We start from the raw sequence: 18,760 nt of genomic DNA, 5'->3' as shown, positions 1-18,760 counted from the left end.
AAGTCCCACTGGCAGTTACGTTCGACCAGGCTACCTTAATCCTCTATGCAAATGAAAAAAGGATCAACCAGAAAGAACTGGTTGACCTCATAATACGAACTGGCAGTGTAGGACAATGAAGCTGTCTAATGACAGCCCTTGCCCTAAGCCGATTCATCCCATGCCTAAAGGCTAGGGATGAATCGGCTAAAATCTGTAAACAAGCACCTGAAAAAAATTTCAAAATAGCAAATGAGGGCTTAAAAATGCACAATACAAGTAACAAAAAATACTCTCCATACATTTCTTTTAATAGGACACAATGGTCAACCTTGGGAGAGAACAATAACGATGCTTCTCTAAATGACATTAACCTTGGATCTCTTCAAGGAATAAATGAGCGCTTGTCATTAAAAGAAGTGACAGAAATCTATCTTCCTTTAACTCAACTGGTAAGATTACATTATTTGAACAAAAAAGATCTACATAGAACAAGTAACAATTTTTTTGGACTAAAAACCAACAAAGTTCCTTTTATCATTGGAATAGCTGGCAGTGTAGCTGTGGGAAAGAGTACCACTGCAAGAATCATTCAATATTTAATTTCACAATGGATTGATAAGCTAAACGTGGAATTGGTCGCAACGGATGGTTTTCTTTATCCGAACGAACAACTTGAATCAAAAGGGCTAATGGCAAAGAAGGGCTTTCCCGAAAGTTATGATGTTGTAAAACTTCTTAGCTTCCTGTCTGAATTGAAGTCAGGTAAAACCGAGGTAAAAGCTCCAGTATACTCCCATTTGAAATACAATATTCTTCCTGATAAGGAGCAAGTTATAAACAGTCCAGATGTAGTTATAGTTGAAGGAGTAAATGTACTTTCGCCTCCGAAACAAGCAAAAAAACAAATTAAAACATTTATATCGGATTTCTTTGATCTCTCCATATATATTGATGCAAACGAATCTGACATTGAAAAATGGTACATAGAACGCTTTAATCTACTCCGTCGAACTGCATTTACGAATTCTGAATCCTATTTTCAAAAGTATGCCAATCTTTCAGAGGAAGAAGCTTTACAAATTGCTCATCGTATATGGAACGAAATAAACAGAGTGAATCTTATCGAAAATATTTTACCTACCAAAAATAGGGCAGATCTGATCTTAACAAAAGGTGAAGGACATTCTGTTTCTGAGATTAATATTCGCAAATTATAAATTTACTCATCTTCAATTCAACCCTTATGACACTTCAGAATAAGCGTAGAGGAGACAACAAAAACACGTCAGTTCAGCAGCATTTCTAAGAACGCCTCGGCCGCAAGCGACGGAGACGAATGCTTCCGAACAGCGATACCGATATGTCGATCAGGCAGTGGAACTACCGTGCGAAGCTCCATTAAGGACCCGGACAATATACGTGACGTTACAAAGTCTCGTGGCATGAATGCCGCTCCATACCCGCGCTCGGCGAATTCGGTTAGCATTTCCAGGCTATTCAGTTCGAAATCGGCTTCCGCTTCAACCCCCTGCAATCGGAACCACCCTTCGATGAAGGAACGCGTCGTGCTGCCGGGGGACAGCATCAAGAGAGGAAGCTCCATTAACCTCTCCGTCGTCAGTGGCTCCAGTGACCAGTCTGCGAAGTCCCTTCCAACGACCACGCAATAAGGCAAAGCATAAGAGGTGACGATTTCGATTTTTTCGTCCGATACGGGCAGATATACGTAGCCGAGATCCAACGAACCGTGCTTCAACCGCTCTAATATGAGGCTCGTCTGCCCTTGCGACAACTTGATGTGGATGTCGGAGTAACGGAAATGAAACTGGTCAAGTAAGGGAAGAAGGAAGTCTTTTACAATCGCGCCATTTGCGCCAATCCGAAGATGTCCTTCACGAAACTGCTTCAGCTTTTTCATGCGGCGCTCAGCGGATTCAAGTTCCTCAAACGCTTGCCGGACATGCTGATACAGGGCCTGTCCTTCTTGTGTTAGCCGGACACCTTTAGATAATCGGTCAAACAGACTGACCCCGAGCGCCTTTTCTAGCTGCTTAATCGCATAACTCACGGAAGGCTGCGTCATATGAAGGCTTTGCGCGGCCTTGGTCAAATTGGAAGAGTCGGCAGCATGGAGGAAAATACGGTACCACTCCGTGTTGGCAATCATTTGTCATCAATCCTCTCTATGACAACTATCGAATATTACAATTTCATTTATTACAAGTATACCCTTAAACTAAAGAAGAAGAAATTCTAAAGAGTAGGGGTGTATGGACATGGCGGGAAGCACGTTCGGAGAGCGGTTGAAAGTTACAACGTTCGGGGAATCGCACGGAGAGGCGGTGGGCGTCATCGTTGAAGGCGTAACGCCAGGCGTCGAGTTGGATGAAGCATACGTCCAAATTCAGATGGATCGCAGAAAACCGGGGCAATCCTCCGTCACAACTCCTCGGAAGGAATATGATAAGATCCGCATATTATCAGGTCTCTTCGAGGGTCGAACGACGGGGACTCCGCTGTGCATAATGCTTAACAACACGGACATGCGTCCGTCGGCGTACGACGACATCAAATCGATGTTCCGGCCCGGGCACGCGGATCTTGTCTACGAGAAAAAGTACGGGTTGCGTGACCATCGCGGGAGTGGTAGGGCTTCGGGCAGGGAGACGGCAGCGCGAGTGGCCGCAGGAGCGGTTGCGCGCAAGCTGCTGGAACGGCGGGGCGTCTCGGTACTGGCGTATACAATCGAGATCGGTGGCATCCGATGCGAGACATTTGACTCCGATGCGATCGAACGCAACTCAGTGCGGGCTTGCGATCCCGTGGCGGCGGGACGCATGATCGAGCGGATCGAACAACTAGCTTCAAAGGGCGACAGCTGCGGGGGAATCGTGGAATGCCGGATTAGCGGCGTTGCAGCAGGAATTGGGGAGCCCGTATTCGACAAGTTGGATGCGGAGCTGGCAAAGGCAATGCTGTCTGTCGGAGCGATCAAGGGCATCGAATTCGGTGCGGGCTTCCAGGCGGCATCGATGCTGGGTAGCGAACACAACGATCAGATGGACGCAAGTGGATTTCGCACAAACAATGCCGGCGGAATCATCGGAGGGATCAGCACCGGGGCGGATATCGTGTTCCGAGTTGCCGTAAAGCCGACCTCATCCATCTCGATTCCGCAACGGACCGTCGACTCATATGGCAACGAACAGGAGATCGTGACGATAGGCAGGCACGATCCTTGTATCTGTCCTCGCGTTGTACCGGTGATTGAAGCAATGGCGTGTTTGGTGATCGAGGATCATTACAAGCGACAAGCAGCTTTGTTAGACGAATAAAAGGCTCTTTAACTAAAAGACAGTAAAGCATATTCTACAAAGAAAAGGCCATCCGGTAAAGGATGGCCTTAAAACTTGCCGTTACAGATAGCGAGGTGAACTGTATTACAAATGAGGGAAATATTTTGCATCGCTTGAAGAATTCAAAGCTTTTCTGAAAAATTAACCTGCCTTGGTATTTCGTCCGACGTAATCTCTTCCCAATGCGTTACTCCACGAAACAAAGTTACATACAGTTTTATATATGCCCCCGTTTGAAGTTGTTTGCTGGTCGAGAAGCTCAACTGTTTTGGCTTTCCTTGGTCTGTATAACCTGTTAATTCGTAATTGTACCTGCCGTTATCACCTTTTTTTGCTGAAGAATTATCTACGATGGTATAATACGTCGTTTTGCCTGCCGGATTGTCGGGGGTTAGCTTATCGGGGTCCATGAAGAACAGCCACAAGCAAGTCAAAATAATAATTACCAGAGCAAGTAATGTAAATGTTCTTTTCATTCCGGGTTATCCTTTCTCTAATATATTCAGGAGGATTAAATGTCCTTGTGTTTCAGTCGATGGATGGACCAGACAGCAAACAATATGATATAGATACCATTCATGAGGAGGAAGGCCAGGTTCTCCGTACGTGTAAGATCTTGCTGACTAAGTACACTCATTCCGATGGTCAGCAAGGAGAATGGGAACAACATGCCGATTTTCAGTATATACATACCCAGGCCAAGAAAAACGGCGCACAAAGCGAGACCTATAGGTGTAGCAAAACTCCGTATACGTATCGACAAACCTAATTGCAGAGCGGCAATGGAGATGGAAGCAATCCAGCCGCGGAGGCTCCAAATCACCGTTTCCATTGGGAACGGGCCAGGGATGGAGAACAACTGGCCAGCTAACCAGTACATCACCATAAATAACGTCTGCGCTGATAAAATCAAAATGCTTACAATGATCAATTTAGCGATAAACAGGTTGGTTATGGGTAAAGGGGAAGCCAGTATCATATTCCAGTTCCGGTTGGCATGTTCCAGTCTGCATACATAAGCACAGCAGATGGCAATGAGTATAGGCAAGAAAAATTCCCCGTAAAATAAACTGACCTGTGTCCATAAGCTATACCAACCATTTTGCAGGGCAGCTTGATTGACGTAAAAGTTAAAACCTCCGATCAGCAGACTGATGACAGGCAGGATTGCCAGTACCAGGCTGATCCGGGAATGACGAAGTTTAAGCCATTCGGCAGAAATGCTCCTGAACATGTAGTTTCCTCCTTAGATAGCTTGCCTTGAGACATGGGTATTACCGGCAAAATAAAAAATTATAGTCGTTACAATTGACACTATCAGCAAACCGAGTGGCATCGTTTCCGTCACGTATGTTCCGGAGGAAGCTTTGTAGATATACGTGACCGGGCTTAGATCCATGTAATAGGACCAGATAAACCAATGGCGTATTGCTGAAGGAAATAGGCTTGACGTTGTTCCGATAAAACCGCCTAACATGCCCAGACATAAGGCAAAGGCTTGATTTTTCACCGCAAGCGATAACCATTGTTGTAAAGCCGTTATGGTTAAGGTGGTTAACAGCGTTCCTGCAATGAATTGTATCAACAGTGATACGGGCAGCAGTCCGGAGATGTTTTTGAATAATCCGAACCCTACGATAAACACGACTTGCGCAACGATTCCGTACAGAATTAGACTGTTGGCACATATGTATTTGGCTGCGTACACATGATTACGCCCTGTATTGGTGGTCATTAACATTTTCCAGGTGCTCCCCTTGTGCTCCATATCACATAAGCGCGACACAACAATTGCTGAAATAATCGGCAAAAACAGACCGTTCATGGAAGAAATGCTAAAGATCAGTGCTTCCCAGCTTGCATTAGCTGCACTGCGGGAAATGGAGATGCTCATGGACATGGATGCCCATATCATCTCTGCGCTAAGGAATAGAGTCAGCATGACCCATATCTTTTTACGACGAATTTTGAAGTACTCCAGCGATAATGCTTTAATCACAGACTCCGCTCCTTTCCGGTAAGATCAAGAAAAATATCCTCCAGACTTTTTTGGTGTTCCTCAATACGACTTACCGGGATGTCGTGTTCAACCAGCAGTTTGTTCATCCGGGCTACTTCTTCATCGCGCAAATATTCGAGCACAAGCCGTTTTCCCAGTATTCTGGGCATGTACCCTTGAGTTAAAAGCACTTTTTCAGCCCGGGCCATATCATTCGTTTGAATAAGTATCTTTGCCTTGTTGCTTGCCTGAAGGCATTCCATCGTTCCTTGAAAAAGAAGTTTTCCATCACTGATAATGCCTACAGAAGTAGCGATCTGTTCGATTTCTGTCAACAGATGACTGGAGAGCAGAATGGTCATCCCGTATTGCTTAGGGAGTGACTTTATTAATTCCCGGATCTCGCCGATACCTGCCGGATCAAGGCCGTTCGTAGGTTCATCTAAGATCAGCAGACTCGGAAATGCGAGTAAGGCCATGGCAATACCAAGACGTTGTTTCATGCCCAGCGAATATTGGTCAGCTCGTTTATGCTTCTGGTTCTCAAGGCGAACAATTTTGAGTGCTTCATCAATATTTTTGCTTGGGACGTTTCGCAGGTGCTGCATGACTCTCATGTTCTCCAAGCCGGTCAGATGACCGTAATAAGATGGAGATTCGATAAGAGAACCTGTTTTGTTCAGAATGTCCGGGCGATTGTTCCTCAAATCTTTACCAAACACGTTGACTGTGCCTTCAGTAGGCTTGATAAGCCCCAGCAGCATTTTTAACGTTGTGGTTTTGCCGGCTCCGTTAGGACCGAGAAAGCCAAAAATCTGACCAGTTTGAACAGCTAAATTAATCTGGTGTACCCGATGTGTGCCGCCATAAGATTTGGACAGATTACGGGTTTCAATTATAGGGGAAACGTTCATCAATCAACTCAGCTCCATTTCAATAATTGTTTATCTTGTTTTAAATATAGAGCGAGCTTCTTGCACTCAGCTGAAGATAACCTTACAGTTACCTTAAATAGAAATGGGAAAATCGGATGCAAAACTTTATCATGTATAATTAAATAGGGTGATGTAATTTGGACTTGATGAAGAATAAAAAAATATTGATTGTTGATGATGAACCGGAAATTCGGGAAATGATTGAGCGATTCTTGCGGAAAGAGGGCTTTTTTCGTATTTACACAGCAAAGGATTCTAACACTGCGTTGTCCATTTGCAGGCTGGAGAAACCAGATATGGCCATTCTGGATGTTATGCTGCCTGACGGAGACGGGTTTTCGCTTCTCTCATCAATCCGATCTTTTTCGGACATGCCTGTGCTGTTTCTGTCTGCGCGTGGCGAGGATGAGGACGGCTGTTGGGCCTAGGGATGGGGGCTGACGATTATATGGTCAAACCTTTTTTGCCGAGGGAACTGATTTTGCGGCTGATGGCTATTCTGAAGCGGGTGTATGCTTCCAATGTTGTCGAGAGACTACCTGTCTTTCGACTCGGTGGACAGTTAATCGATTTGGAAAGTGCTGTAGTAAAGAGAGAAGAGACAGAATTATCACTGACAGCCAAAGAGCACTCCATCCTGATTAAGTTGTATGAGAATCAGGGCCGAATTGTAACAAGTGATGCTTTATGCCAAGCGGTATGGGGAGATGACTGCTATGGTTACGAGAATACATTAATGGTTCATGTTCGAAGAATTCGGGAAAAAATAGAAGAGGACCCTTCTAACCCCGTGTTTTTGCTAACGGTAAGAGGTTTAGGTTACAAACTTATGGTACAGGAGTGCCGCTAATGGATGGAGTTGTCCGAATTTTACGGCGATTTGTCGGATCGACAATTCTGGTTTCTTTGATGTTACTGCTATTCAACCTGATTCTACTTGGTTCTCTTATATTTAAGGAAATCCATACACAGCCATCACCGGAGTCAGTTGTAGAGCAAATTGCCGCGGGGCTCGAAGGTAAGGATGGAAACTATACCTTGGCTCCACAGGCGATAAGTCTCCTGGCTACGAATCAGGCTTGGGCTATGCTGTTGAATTCAGAGGGGAAGATGAAGTGGAGTGACCGGCTCCCTGAAGAGATTCCCCATACCTATAACATCACGGATGTGGCCAAGTTTTCACATTATTATCTAAAAGAATATCCGGTGTATGTATGGGAGCATAAAGAGGGACTGCTGGTTGTTGGCTATCCTAAAAACAGTTATGGAAAATATCAATTTAATTTTTTGACTGACTGGCTCAAGTCGCTACCTATAAGAATTTTGTTATTGCTGGTGTGTAATGTGGCGTTGGCCTTATTGCTATCAGTGCTGATCGGTACCCGACTCATTCGCGGCATAAGGCCCCTGATTAACGGAATTCAATCACTTGCGAAGGAGAAGCAGGTTCATGTCGAAACCAAGGGGATTTTTTACGATTTATCAGAAAGTATAAATGCTACGTCCAACATCTTGCAGAGTAAAAATGACGCTCTTAAAGCGAGGGATGAAGCACGATCCAATTGGATTTCAGGGATTTCCCACGATATACGTACACCGCTGTCGATGATTCTGGGGTATGCCAGTGAACTGGAGGACCAGCCGGGGCTGACGACTGAACAGAAGCAGCAGGCTGGCATTATACGCCGCCAAGGGGAGAGGCTGCGTTCTCTGGTGAGTGATTTGAACCTTGTTTCTATGCTTGAGTACGAAATGCAGCCGCTTCACTTGAAGCAAATCAGGCTTTCGGTTATGGCTAGACAGGTGGCAACTGAATTTCTGAATAATGGCCTGGATAAACGTTATTCAATTACATTAAATATCCAAGAAGAGAGCCTATACATTATGGGGGATGAGAGATTATTGTATCGTGCTGTAACGAATCTTGTACATAACTGCGTGCTGCATAACCCGGAAGGATGCGAGATTATGCTGGAAACCTTACGGTCACCGAAAGATTCCTATTATCTATTTGTAGTTTCTGATAACGGGACTGGCATCCCCAAAGAGTATTTATCCGACATTGTTGTGCTTCCCTATACTACAGGGCGTATCCGTCCCGTTCGCCAGGGGCATGGTCTTGGGCTTCCTATGGTTGCACGCATCGCGCAAGCTCACCAGGGTCAACTTATACTAGAGAGCGACACTGGACAAGGGTTAACTGCTGTGATCAAATTGCCTGCGCCATAGGCGAGATTACTATCAGATGACTGTGACCGTGCCCCCGTAGAGTAGACAGTATTTTAAAACTGAACACATAAAATAACCTTAGTTCGATATTCCATCGGACTAAGGTTGTTTAGTTTGGCCTGAATCAATTCTTGCACTGTTATTCAAAAATTATCTCTGCATATTTCTGCAAATACTCGATTGGTATGGCGAGCCCTACGGTGATGGATTGATCTTCCTGTGTCATATTTGAGGTGGCGAACACAACAGCGATAACGTTCCCCTCCTTGTTGATCACAGGGCTGCCGCTGTTTCCGTTATGGATAGGCGCCTGTATCATAAGCATGGGAAGCTCACGCTTCTCAGATGAAGTCAATCCTAGCACGGTACCTTCAGTGGCGATTCGGTAAAATGCTAACGGATTGCCAATGACATTTATAGGGTCGCCCTCTTGATACGATGTCTCTGTTTCCAGTTGCAGCGTAGGCAGGTTGGTCTCATGGTCTCTAATCTTAAGTATGGCGATATCGAGTTCTATGTCACTGACAATGACATCTGCCAGATATGATTTTCCATGAAGGAACTGAATAATGCCAGCCTTGTCATCTGCCATTACATGTTGATTCGTAATAATGAGGCCGCTCGGTGCGATATTAAAGCCTGTGCCTTTTCTATCGCCGACACTGACGTTAACAACGGATTGTTTATATTTCTGGATCTGTTCCTCTTGCGATAACTCTGAATCCTTTTTCAAAAAACGGAGTGAAGGCAGATTATATATCTGCGGTATAAAAGCGATCAGATTGCCGAAAAGTAGAAGGGCCAGCATCACAATAATTGTTTTTTTGATCCATGTTCTTTGGGGTGGAGGATTCAGCTCATCATCTTCATCGTCGTTCTCCATGTTCCAAAATTCTTCTTCCCATTCATGAACTGGTTCTGTAGTATCATCTAATGGCTCGGCGTGTGCTTTTGAATCGTTCAGCTCATCGTTACGGATGGAATTTACCTCCTTGCTAATGAGAAAATAGAACAGTCACAGATTCAAGACAATTATATCAAACCTTGGGAGACTATGTCAGGAACGAAGGGATACGTGCTAGATAAGCAAAACAAGCTGCAGCCACACTAGACTGCAGCTTGTTTATTCATCATTTCAAATGCTCGATGATCGTGCGGTAAGCAGTGACCGCCTCGTAATCATGAACATTAAATATCGTCGGATCAACTCCGGTTTTAACGATAACCGTGCGTTCCTTCTGGTTCACATAAATATGCTGCCCGTAAATGCCGCGCGCCATAAATTCAGTGCCGTTGCTGTCTTGAGGAACCCACCATTGGTATTGGTACCCAAAGAAATCATTAGCTGCCCCAGGTAGCAAATCCGCCCGGCCGTCGAGCGTAACCGATTGCTTGACCCACTCTTTAGATACGATTTGGCGGCCATTCCAATCTCCATTATGTAAATAAAGTCTTCCGAACTTGGCGTAATCCCGAAGTGTCACGTTAACGAACGTGAATGCTATCTCGGTGCCATGCAGATCGGTGTTCCAATAAGCATCGTGTTCCATGCCAAGCGGCTGCCATATTTTTTCTTCCAAATAAGCAGAGGCTTTCTTTCCGGTTGTTCTTTCAATTAGCATGCACAAAATTTGAGTATCAACGCTTTTATATTGGAAACGTCCAGGCGCCTGCAATCTTGTCAGTTTTTGTACGTATTCAGAAATGGGAACAGCCTTTTCGCCGAACACATCACTCAAGAAAGTGTGAATTTCCGCATCTTTGTCACTGTAATCTTCATTAAAGCGAACGCCGGAAGACATTTGCAGTATATCCTTAATACTCGCCCCGTCAAAGCCGCTTCCGATTAACTCGGGCAAATATAAGGTCACGGGATCATGAACATCTTTCATTGCCCCTTCATCAAACGCAATGCCGATTAATGCGGAAACTATCGATTTAGCCACGGACATAGACATCGCAGTCGAATGCTCATTATACCCGTTAAAATACTGCTCGGTCACAATCGTATCGTCTTTTATGACCAGAAACCCGGTGGCGAACACCTTTTGCAAATAATCCGAGACTTTGATGCTTCTGCCGTCGAATTCGTAATTTAATTCGCTTAACGGCTGTTCGTTTATTTGAAACAGAAATTTGTGTTCCGGGGCTTGAATATCGTTTTTGGGCATAATCTGGTTCATATTTCTAAAGCTCCACGCGATATGGTCTTCATGCAGCATCGTTTCTAACTTGCTTAAATCGTAAAGTTGATTATGTACAGTATTCAAATTCATCGAAACCTCCAGTTGTGATAATAATTCCAATTTCCGATATTCTTCCATTGTACCGTACTATTAGAAGTATATAAAATAACGATTACTGAATACGATACAGATAAGCACCTGACACAGAAGCTGTTGGAATATACGTATGAGCCGACCCCTATCTTTGCATGCAATCTCTACGCCCCTTTATCTTTCTTGGGAGGTAATTCAAATCTAAGCGAACTTGCCTACGAAGATTTATACTCAATAGTAGGAGAAATAGAAAAAGAGTTAAGATCACACTTCCAACCAATCATAGGAAAACAATAGTATATAATGGAGAGGGAGAGGTTAAGACATGACAAGTCTATCTTGACCGCAGAATGAACGAACTAGAAGAGAGAACAAGACCCCCCAACATTACGGCTCATTTTGAATCAAAAAGTGGAATGTATTATTTTCATGTAAATAATTTCGGAGTAAATGCAGCCAAGCATGTTCTTATTAAGTCAACTCCAGTTAACGAAGTGAAAGAATTAAAAAACTTATATTGTTCATCGCTAGTCAATAAGACTATGAATTTCTAGCTCCAAGAGGGGGAGAGTTCTTTCGATGTCCGAGATTCCATTTGGATATATGATAGAGAATGGGAAAATGGTTAAGCATCCCTTTTAGTCACAAGACTGCAGCATGAATATACACAATATCAGGAGGGCTATGATATGGCTAAATCCAAAGTAGCAAAAAGACCAACAAGAGATGAGTTTGTGTTAGAAGAACTCGGAAATCAACTCATAGAGGCTTATCAAGAGGAATCAGAGATAGTTTTAACTGTTTGGGGATGGGAAGAGGCTGTTCGTGGCAAGATCGATCAGATGGACTCCAGGACAGGCAAAGTACACATCAAAAAGAGTGGTGATATTACGAAAGTTCCTTTCATGGATATCATGCAAGTTAATTATCCGAGGGATTAACTTAATCAAATAACTATTTCATTAGGATTAGATTAGTGAATTATATATATATATTAAATTGAGGAGTCTACATAATGCTAAGGGTCGACCTTGACCGGGAAGGACCTTTTAGACAGATTTTCAAAGTGCACTGACATCCACTTCGTTCTCATATTGGACTACGATATTAAAGTTAGTACCTTTGCCGTATGTGGTTGGCGGGATAATGACACTCTCGTTTCTACATCCTCAACTGGAAGGTTTGCTTAACAGGTTGTCGATAATTTCGACCGCCTGTTAAGCAACGAATAACGATTGGGTGAGGCAAGGAATGTGCACAAAAGAAAGGTATTCGATTTAACTTGAAGGCTGCCTACACTATGATTCGGCAACCTTCGTTGTTTGAGTTTAAGATGTTGATGCTCAAACAAACCTGCGCAATGGAAGCGGCTAAAGCTTCGGTCTCGCAAAACGTCCGACAATTTCCGTGGACTGCACCACATTCATAAAAGCGTCAGGGTCAGTTTGGACTACCGTTTTTCGGACGGCCGCCAATTCATAACGGGTGGTTACTGTCATAAGCGTGTAGTTTTCTTGCTCGCTGTACCCCCCCTCCGTATGGATGCACGTTATTCCATGGTGCAGCTTGCGCAGCTGACAAAGCATCTGATCTTTTTGCTTTGTTATGATGAAGCAGGTGACCTTGATATGCCCGACATGAATTATGTCGACCACTTTTCCCTTCACAAACGTAGATAACATGGAGTAAAGCGCCAGGTCCCAGCTCCGGAAAATGCCAAGTGTCAAAATCACTATGCCGTTCAAGAGGAACAAGAAGTTGCCCATCGGAACGTCCCATTTGCGCGTTACGATGGAGCCGAGGATATCGAACCCGCCTGTAGAGCCGCCGACCCGCAGCGAAAAGCCGATGCCCGCCGCCGAGATGATGCCGCCGAATACGGCGGCCAGAATAGGGTCTTTGGTTATCTGGATAACAGGAATCATAGCCATAAACCAAGTGGCGCTGACGACCGAGACGCAGCTAAGGACGATATATCTCCGTCCGACCGCCTTCCATCCCCAGAAGATGAGAGGGACATTAAGCAAAAAATATACGACGGAAATATTCCACCCAGTTATATAACCAATGATGGAAGCAACCCCCGTAACCCCACCGGATAAAAGCTGATGGGGAATCAGGAACAAATTGAGACCAGCCGCCACAAGCAGGGAGGAGAAGAGAATTACTCCAATCTCCTGCAATGGTTTGAGCACAGTTTTGATCGGTTTACTGATGAACGGCAAGTAATAATTTTGACTCATGATCCGGGCCTTCTTTTCTCATATTTTAGTCATAAAAAAATCTTATCGGTATAAATTATTATTTTTATCGTTATACCAGACAATGACAAATATTATAGCTAAAGAAGTTAAGTACATTCACGTGAAACGATAGTTGAATAACAAACCATTAATGAGTAAACTGGTAGCCATAGACTGGACACTTTGAAAAAAGGTGAGGATGCAAGTGTGTACTTTATTACACCTTAACAATGTGTCCTAAGATGAGGGAGTGACCCTGAACTTATACCTGAACTTACTGGAGGAATCTATCATGTCATCAACTTCCCGAACGACCAGTGACAGCGTAAAGATTACATCACCCAAAATCCCCAGACAGCTCGAACCCATCCTGCTGACGGACTGCGGAATAGAGGATGACGCTGCCTTTAGACAAGTCATCTTTCAGGACGAACAAATTTCATATCTTAATGCAAATAAAGCACTGTTCGACCAGACGGTGTTTCAAAATGTTACGCTTGAACACGTTTCACTAAAACATGTGGAACTGACCGACGTCGTGTTTAACCACTGTGATTTGTCTAATGCTGATTTTAGTGATGCAATTATTCACAGAGCTCAGTTTAACCACTGCAAAATACTCGGACTTGATCTTACAGCCGCAACGATTCGAAACACATCCTTTCATCACTGTACCGGAGATTACGCAGCCTTACGCTTTGCGAATATGAAGCAGGTGTCTTTCCGTTCCACCTCGCTACTCAAGTCGGATTTCTATCATTCTGAACTGTACAAAGTCGAATTTGATGAAGCAATCATCGATCAAGCTCAATTCTCTGGCACGAAATTAGCCGGAATTGACTTAAGCAGAGCGGACTTTCATAACCTGGGCTGTACACTGGAGGATCTGAAGGGCTGTATTATATCTCCGGCTCAGGCAATTCTGTTTACGAAAATATTCGGGCTGGTTGTGAAAGAATAACTCCAAGTGTTTCAATCAATGTAAAGTCGGGAAAATTCTTGAACAATAACCATTGAAGAGATACAATATAAATAATCTTTTAGTTGAGGTGAAAAGGATGTCTTTCCGTATCGTTCGAAGTAACTAGTTTTCGGGCTGGGTAAAAACGCGTACCAGCTATCAAGGGGGCAGTCTGTCCTTTTGATTGTACTAAAACTAGAACTTTGAATGGTGTCGGCAAGTCATAATTAAAGCCAGGGCACTTAGCTATTTAACATGAAGAACCGTGAATTTATTCAAATGAAGGTTCCTTATAGTTGAATTGCGTGGACTCCTGGTTTTTTTATACTCATTTAAAAGATTGGGGTTTATCTAAAATGTTGAAAAAGTGTCTTTTGTACTTTAAATGGTGGATATTTTTATATACTTTTTTAGGTTTTACAATTCAATTTTTAAGCAGTTTAGGGATTGTTGTCTTCCAAAAAATATTAGATCAAGCTGTGAAAATCAACAGTTTAGGGGAAATATCAAATTTAATCATTATTTATGGGGTATTGTTAGGTGGAACGGTTATCTTCAATTATCTTGACGAATATCCTAGTACACATTTATCGAATAGTATAACAGAAAGATTAAAGATTATTGCATTATCCAAGATATCAAGAATTGATTATCAAGCGTATCAAGAAATTGGTACTGGACAAATGATTAAGGTTATTGAAAATGGTGCATCAGCTGGGAATAGTATCATTTTCTCTTTTTTCCTTAGAACAGTACATGAGTTATTACCAACCATTCTGTTTAGCTTATTCTTTATTAGTTTTTATGACATAAGAATTATGTTGGTTATTGCAGTTGGTTATGTCGTAATCTTTTTTGTAACGAATATGCTTTTGAAATATTTGTATAAAATTAAGTCAACCATTCTCAAAGAACAAGAAAATATGTCTAGATACTCAATACGTGGATTTATGGAATTGGTCGTTTTTAGAACAAATAAAAGATATGATAAAGAGATAAATAAACTGACCCAAACAGCACGTAACATAGTAAATAAAAGTTCTCAACTTAAGATGATACATGAATCTTTCTTTGCTATTTTCGAGCTGTTTATTACACTTATAAAAATAATTGTATTGATTTACGGCATAAAAAGCATTCTAGCAGGCGAGACATCGATTGGGATTATGGTCGCATTATTTTTGTTTATTGATAAGATTTATACACCTATCGCAATTTTCAATATTTTATTTGTAGATTATAAGCTTAACAAAGTTACGTATAAAAGATTTGAGACTTTTATTAACGCCCCAGAAGATGAAAATTTAGAATCTGGAGTAGCAGTTAATGAAATTAAAGGGAATATTGAATTCAGGAATGTATCCTTTGATTATGGAAAAGTTAGAACATTGAACAATCTATCATTTTCTATTGAGCAAGGGATGTCTGTTGCTTTTGTGGGATTAAGTGGGGGTGGAAAATCAACAATTATAAAGTTAATAGTAGGATTACTAAAAAAGAACGAAGGTAATATTTTATTGGATGGTATGGATATTGATGATATTAATTTGAATAGTTATTATGATCATATCTCATATTTATCACAAGATACTCCAATTTTTGATACTTCGATTAGGGGCAATGTTGACTTTGATCATACTATTTCAGACGAAGAAATCTATGATATCTTGGAAAAAGTTCATTTAAAGGAAAAAATATTAGCTTTACCAGAAAAATTGGATACTTTGGTCGGCGAGAAAGGGGTTAAATTATCGGGAGGAGAAAGACAACGATTAGCATTTGCCAGAATTATTTCACAAAAACGAAATGTTTTAATACTTGATGAACCTGTGTCAGCGCTTGATAATATTACTGAGAAAAGCATAATGGAAACCATTTTCAATGAATTCAAGGGCAAAACAATAATCATTATTGCACACAGATTAAATTTCATAAAAGATGTTGATAAGATAATTGTGGTGGGGAATGGTTCTGTCGTTGGTGAAGGCAAATTTGATTATTTAGTAGAACATTGTGACTCTTTTAAAGAGTTATGGAGTAAAAAAGGCTTAGTGAAATAAACAAAACCCGTAACAACCAAAAAAATATTCAACGACTAACAAAGAAGGCTGCCTCCGGCAGCCTTCTTTGTTGGTTCAATGATAAGTTCAGAGTCTTCATCATCTATTGCTTTACTTCAAGTGGAAGAAACATACTACGCGCCAGGGGCAGCAAAAGCGACTCCTCTCGGCACTCCACTCGAACTCAGTGTTTAGGTGTCACTTTTACGTATGAATAAGTGTTATATAACTTATACAAGGAAAAAGCGGGGTGTGTCTAAGAGTTGGACTCGATAGAGGAACACATAAGGCGTGTTAAAGCTGGCGAGGTGGATTGTTTCGAACTGATCGTCGAAACGTACAAAAAACAAATATACATATACTGCTGCCGAATCCTCGGCTGCAGGCAGGATGCCCAGGACGCTGTTCAAGACATATTCATCAAGGCATTCACTAAGATCCACTTGTATGAAGTAAAGGTATCGTTCTCATCTTGGCTATACAAGATTGCTTATCATTACTGTCTCAATATGCTGCGTAAGAGACGCGTTCGCATAAGGGTGAATCGGCTTATTAAAGCGGCAGGGGTCGTTGAAAGTGCGGAGCAGACGCTGGAACGCCGATGGTTCAGTGAGCCGCTGGAATATGCGATGACCAAGCTGTCGGATGAAGAACGTAATCTACTGGTACTAAGAGTATTTGAAGATAAACCGTTTACGGAGATTGCTCAAATTCTGGATAAGAATTCAAGTGCAGTGAAGAAAAAATATGCGCGGATGAAACAGAAAGTAATGAAGCTGATTAAGGAGAAAGGGGGTGCGGAGCTATGCGAAATCCAGAACAGCCGGACCAAGATCGAGCTTTGAGAAGCATGGAAATACACTCCGTTGATGAAGATGTAGACGTGACCCCCGCTATTATGCAAAAGGTACGCCAAATCCACCAATTGAGACATGGGAAACAACAGGGTAATCGTCGGAGATCCATTCTCATTGCTACACTTTCTGCTATTATTGTTCTTTCCTCCATTACTGTATACGCGAGCACATATTTGGTACAAATCAAAAACAAGGAAGGACAAATCATTCTATCTACGATGGAGCCGTGGAAATTCTCAGTCCCAGAATATAACCAAAAACGTAGAGAGGAGACAGAGGCGGAGCTGAAGAAAAAGTTAAAACCGGGTGAGCAGGCTGTTTATTATATCAAGGATATGCAAATGACTGCGGATGCCAAAGAGCACCCCCTGAATTATTTCTATCTCCCGAACCAGCACAAAGATTATGATGATCTTGCAAAAGATATTGAGGAAAAAGGTGCTCCCAAGATACAGAATCCTGCCTATGTCCCTGAAGGATATACATTTGATCATGGCAGAATTCAAATTACGAACGAACCTGTATTGAATACACCGGAATATGAAAGTCTTTTGAATGAACTTAAGGAAAAGGCCGAGAAGTCTGAGGAGGAGCATGAGCTGTTTTACAAAATCGTCCCTTGGTCCCAGGTAGCCTCAACAGTGATCCAATACCGTAAAGGGGAGAGTCAATTGACTATGATTGCTTTCGCCAGATCTAAGGGTTCGACGGTAAAGGTTCCCTCAAAACAAGCAGTAAAACTGACAGTAAAGGGAACAGAAATGATCTTGTCTTCCTCTACTGGTCAAAGCCGCAGATTAACATGGCTTAGTGAGACCGAGGAAGTATTATATATGATTACCGACGATCCGAAGGATCCTTTGCCTAATGACGAGTTTGCTAAGATAGCCGCGGGCATCATCGTGATAAATAGATACTCAAATATAAATTTTGAATTATTTGTAACAAATCGTCCCTTTTATTGTTCGTAAGGTGTTATACGAAATGTAATTTAAATCAAAAGGCCTTACGCCAAAAGGAGCACGAAAGTTACATGATGAATAATAAGATGAAAATCGCATTGTTTCTCGCTGCGACGATGATGGTTGGATCAGCCAATGCATTTGCAGCAAGTACATCAGCAACACAAATGAAGCCCATAGCTGCCGCTTCAACCAAATCAGAGAACAAAACAGCCTCGATCGATGATCAAATCGACAAACTGACAAAAGGACTTAAATCGGGACAAATGATCGCTTATTATGTTTCAGACAAAGAATATAACCGGCTTGATAAAATATTCTTTACAGGAAAAGGCTTCGTTCTTAATAAGTATAACGACTATTTAGCCAAAGCCAAGGAAATGAAAGCACCGTCCCTAACGAAGCCTACTGCTCTGCCAAAAGGATATAAACTCAAGGAAGGGATTCTATATTTGAAGAGCCCAGATGAGACGTCTGCTTTGTACAAGGAATTGGAAAAAGAGCTGAAGGCCGAGGCAGCAGAAGGCGGACAATCCGTATACTCCAAATCTGTAAAGGTTAGTGAATCGTTCAGCACAATCCTCAATTATGAGAAAGGCAAAGTGAAGGTTTCCGTAGTTGCCACCTACCTAAATCCTTCACAGCCGATTGGCGGGAGGCCTGTACCGTCTACGAAACCCAACCAGAAGACTGAAACCATTCAGATTAACGGTGTAGAATGTATATATACAACAGATTCGAAGGGAACAGACCATTTGGATTGGGTGGATGAGGAAAAGCAAGTACGTTACACCATTTGGGCTGAAAGCGCGAAATCGGATGTGCTCAGCTTCGCCAAAAAAATGCTGGCTGATTAAGTGAGGAAGGGTTATACTTGGAATAATTTAAAGAAATGGT

The 18,760-nt window shown here is 42.4% G+C and carries 17 protein-coding genes and 1 pseudogene; 10 read left to right on the top strand and 8 right to left on the bottom strand.

Going from position 1 to position 18,760, the window contains the following annotated elements:
* Nucleotides 1–245: 245 nt before the first annotated feature.
* Nucleotides 246–1,199: a type I pantothenate kinase gene (coaA, locus tag MNQ98_RS16770; protein ID WP_241933946.1), complete on the top strand. Its 954-nt coding sequence runs from the start codon at nucleotides 246–248 to the stop codon at nucleotides 1,197–1,199.
* A gap of 68 nt (nucleotides 1,200–1,267) precedes the next feature.
* Here coaA and MNQ98_RS16765 read toward each other — a convergent pair whose 3' ends face one another.
* Nucleotides 1,268–2,149, bottom strand: coding sequence for a LysR family transcriptional regulator (locus MNQ98_RS16765; protein ID WP_241929283.1), 882 nt, complete (start codon nucleotides 2,147–2,149; stop codon nucleotides 1,268–1,270).
* Between the two features lie 109 nt (nucleotides 2,150–2,258).
* Here MNQ98_RS16765 and aroC point away from each other — a divergent pair, with 109 nt between their 5' ends.
* Complete coding sequence (gene aroC, locus MNQ98_RS16760) at nucleotides 2,259–3,317, top strand: chorismate synthase (protein WP_208919547.1); 1,059 nt, start codon at nucleotides 2,259–2,261, stop codon at nucleotides 3,315–3,317.
* A 143-nt stretch (nucleotides 3,318–3,460) separates the two neighbouring features.
* Here aroC and MNQ98_RS16755 read toward each other — a convergent pair whose 3' ends face one another.
* From MNQ98_RS16755 to MNQ98_RS16740, 4 genes are read right to left on the bottom strand one after another with little or no spacing between them, the layout of a single operon-like run.
* Nucleotides 3,461–3,814 carry a YxeA family protein gene (locus tag MNQ98_RS16755; RefSeq protein ID WP_241929282.1) on the bottom strand — a complete coding sequence of 118 codons (354 nt, stop codon included), beginning with the start codon at nucleotides 3,812–3,814 and terminating at the stop codon, nucleotides 3,461–3,463.
* Nucleotides 3,815–3,849: 35 nt separating this feature from the next.
* A complete protein-coding gene (locus tag MNQ98_RS16750; RefSeq protein WP_241929281.1) occupies nucleotides 3,850–4,572 on the bottom strand; it encodes an ABC transporter permease in 723 nt (240 codons plus the stop codon).
* Nucleotides 4,573–4,584: 12 nt separating this feature from the next.
* The gene (locus tag MNQ98_RS16745) at nucleotides 4,585–5,337 is read right to left on the bottom strand and encodes an ABC transporter permease (RefSeq protein ID WP_241929280.1); all 753 of its coding nucleotides are present in this window, start codon (nucleotides 5,335–5,337) and stop codon (nucleotides 4,585–4,587) included.
* Nucleotides 5,334–6,251 carry an ABC transporter ATP-binding protein gene (locus MNQ98_RS16740; protein WP_241933945.1) on the bottom strand — a complete coding sequence of 306 codons (918 nt, stop codon included), beginning with the start codon at nucleotides 6,249–6,251 and terminating at the stop codon, nucleotides 5,334–5,336. Before MNQ98_RS16740 ends, MNQ98_RS16745 begins: the two co-directional genes overlap by 4 nt.
* A gap of 167 nt (nucleotides 6,252–6,418) precedes the next feature.
* Here MNQ98_RS16740 and MNQ98_RS16735 point away from each other — a divergent pair.
* Together MNQ98_RS16735 and MNQ98_RS16730 are read left to right on the top strand one after the other, a co-directional pair.
* Nucleotides 6,419–7,122, top strand: a pseudogene (locus MNQ98_RS16735) (response regulator transcription factor).
* Nucleotides 7,122–8,501 carry a sensor histidine kinase gene (locus MNQ98_RS16730; protein WP_241929279.1) on the top strand — a complete coding sequence of 460 codons (1,380 nt, stop codon included), beginning with the start codon at nucleotides 7,122–7,124 and terminating at the stop codon, nucleotides 8,499–8,501. The pseudogene MNQ98_RS16735 and the gene MNQ98_RS16730 overlap by 1 nt, the downstream one beginning before the upstream one ends.
* 139 nt (nucleotides 8,502–8,640) lie before the next feature.
* Here MNQ98_RS16730 and MNQ98_RS16725 read toward each other — a convergent pair whose 3' ends face one another.
* Nucleotides 8,641–9,384 carry a S1 family peptidase gene (locus tag MNQ98_RS16725; RefSeq protein WP_241929278.1) on the bottom strand — a complete coding sequence of 248 codons (744 nt, stop codon included), beginning with the start codon at nucleotides 9,382–9,384 and terminating at the stop codon, nucleotides 8,641–8,643.
* 247 nt (nucleotides 9,385–9,631) lie between these two features.
* Nucleotides 9,632–10,777: a serine hydrolase domain-containing protein gene (locus tag MNQ98_RS16720; RefSeq protein ID WP_241929277.1), complete on the bottom strand. Its 1,146-nt coding sequence runs from the start codon at nucleotides 10,775–10,777 to the stop codon at nucleotides 9,632–9,634.
* A gap of 692 nt (nucleotides 10,778–11,469) precedes the next feature.
* Here MNQ98_RS16720 and MNQ98_RS16715 point away from each other — a divergent pair.
* Nucleotides 11,470–11,721, top strand: a complete 252-nt coding sequence (locus MNQ98_RS16715; protein ID WP_241929276.1) for a YolD-like family protein — start codon at nucleotides 11,470–11,472, stop codon at nucleotides 11,719–11,721.
* Nucleotides 11,722–12,150: 429 nt separating this feature from the next.
* On the opposite strand, the gene MNQ98_RS16710 is transcribed toward MNQ98_RS16715, so the two are convergent.
* Nucleotides 12,151–13,023, bottom strand: coding sequence for a YitT family protein (locus MNQ98_RS16710; protein WP_208919567.1), 873 nt, complete (start codon nucleotides 13,021–13,023; stop codon nucleotides 12,151–12,153).
* Nucleotides 13,024–13,315: 292 nt separating this feature from the next.
* Between MNQ98_RS16710 and MNQ98_RS16705 the strand changes: the two genes are divergently transcribed.
* The 5 genes from MNQ98_RS16705 (at nucleotide 13,316) to MNQ98_RS16685 (ending at nucleotide 18,720) form a co-directional block, all read left to right on the top strand.
* Nucleotides 13,316–13,984, top strand: a complete 669-nt coding sequence (locus MNQ98_RS16705) for a pentapeptide repeat-containing protein (RefSeq protein WP_241929275.1) — start codon at nucleotides 13,316–13,318, stop codon at nucleotides 13,982–13,984.
* A 356-nt stretch (nucleotides 13,985–14,340) separates the two neighbouring features.
* A complete protein-coding gene (locus MNQ98_RS16700) occupies nucleotides 14,341–16,044 on the top strand; it encodes an ABC transporter ATP-binding protein (protein WP_241929274.1) in 1,704 nt (567 codons plus the stop codon).
* Nucleotides 16,045–16,307: 263 nt separating this feature from the next.
* Nucleotides 16,308–16,889: an RNA polymerase sigma factor gene (locus MNQ98_RS16695; RefSeq protein WP_241929273.1), complete on the top strand. Its 582-nt coding sequence runs from the start codon at nucleotides 16,308–16,310 to the stop codon at nucleotides 16,887–16,889.
* The gene (locus MNQ98_RS16690; RefSeq protein WP_241929272.1) at nucleotides 16,850–17,872 is read left to right on the top strand and encodes a hypothetical protein; all 1,023 of its coding nucleotides are present in this window, start codon (nucleotides 16,850–16,852) and stop codon (nucleotides 17,870–17,872) included. Before MNQ98_RS16695 ends, MNQ98_RS16690 begins: the two co-directional genes overlap by 40 nt.
* 62 nt (nucleotides 17,873–17,934) lie before the next feature.
* Nucleotides 17,935–18,720, top strand: coding sequence for a hypothetical protein (locus MNQ98_RS16685; RefSeq protein ID WP_241929271.1), 786 nt, complete (start codon nucleotides 17,935–17,937; stop codon nucleotides 18,718–18,720).
* The last annotated feature ends 40 nt before the right edge of the window (nucleotides 18,721–18,760 follow it).

Origin of the sequence: Paenibacillus sp. N3/727 (assembly GCF_022637315.1) — a bacterium.
GTDB lineage: Bacteria > Bacillota > Bacilli > Paenibacillales > Paenibacillaceae > Paenibacillus_AQ > Paenibacillus_AQ uliginis.
Note: the sequence above shows the minus strand (reverse complement) of the source record. Positions and strands in the feature narration are given on the sequence as shown.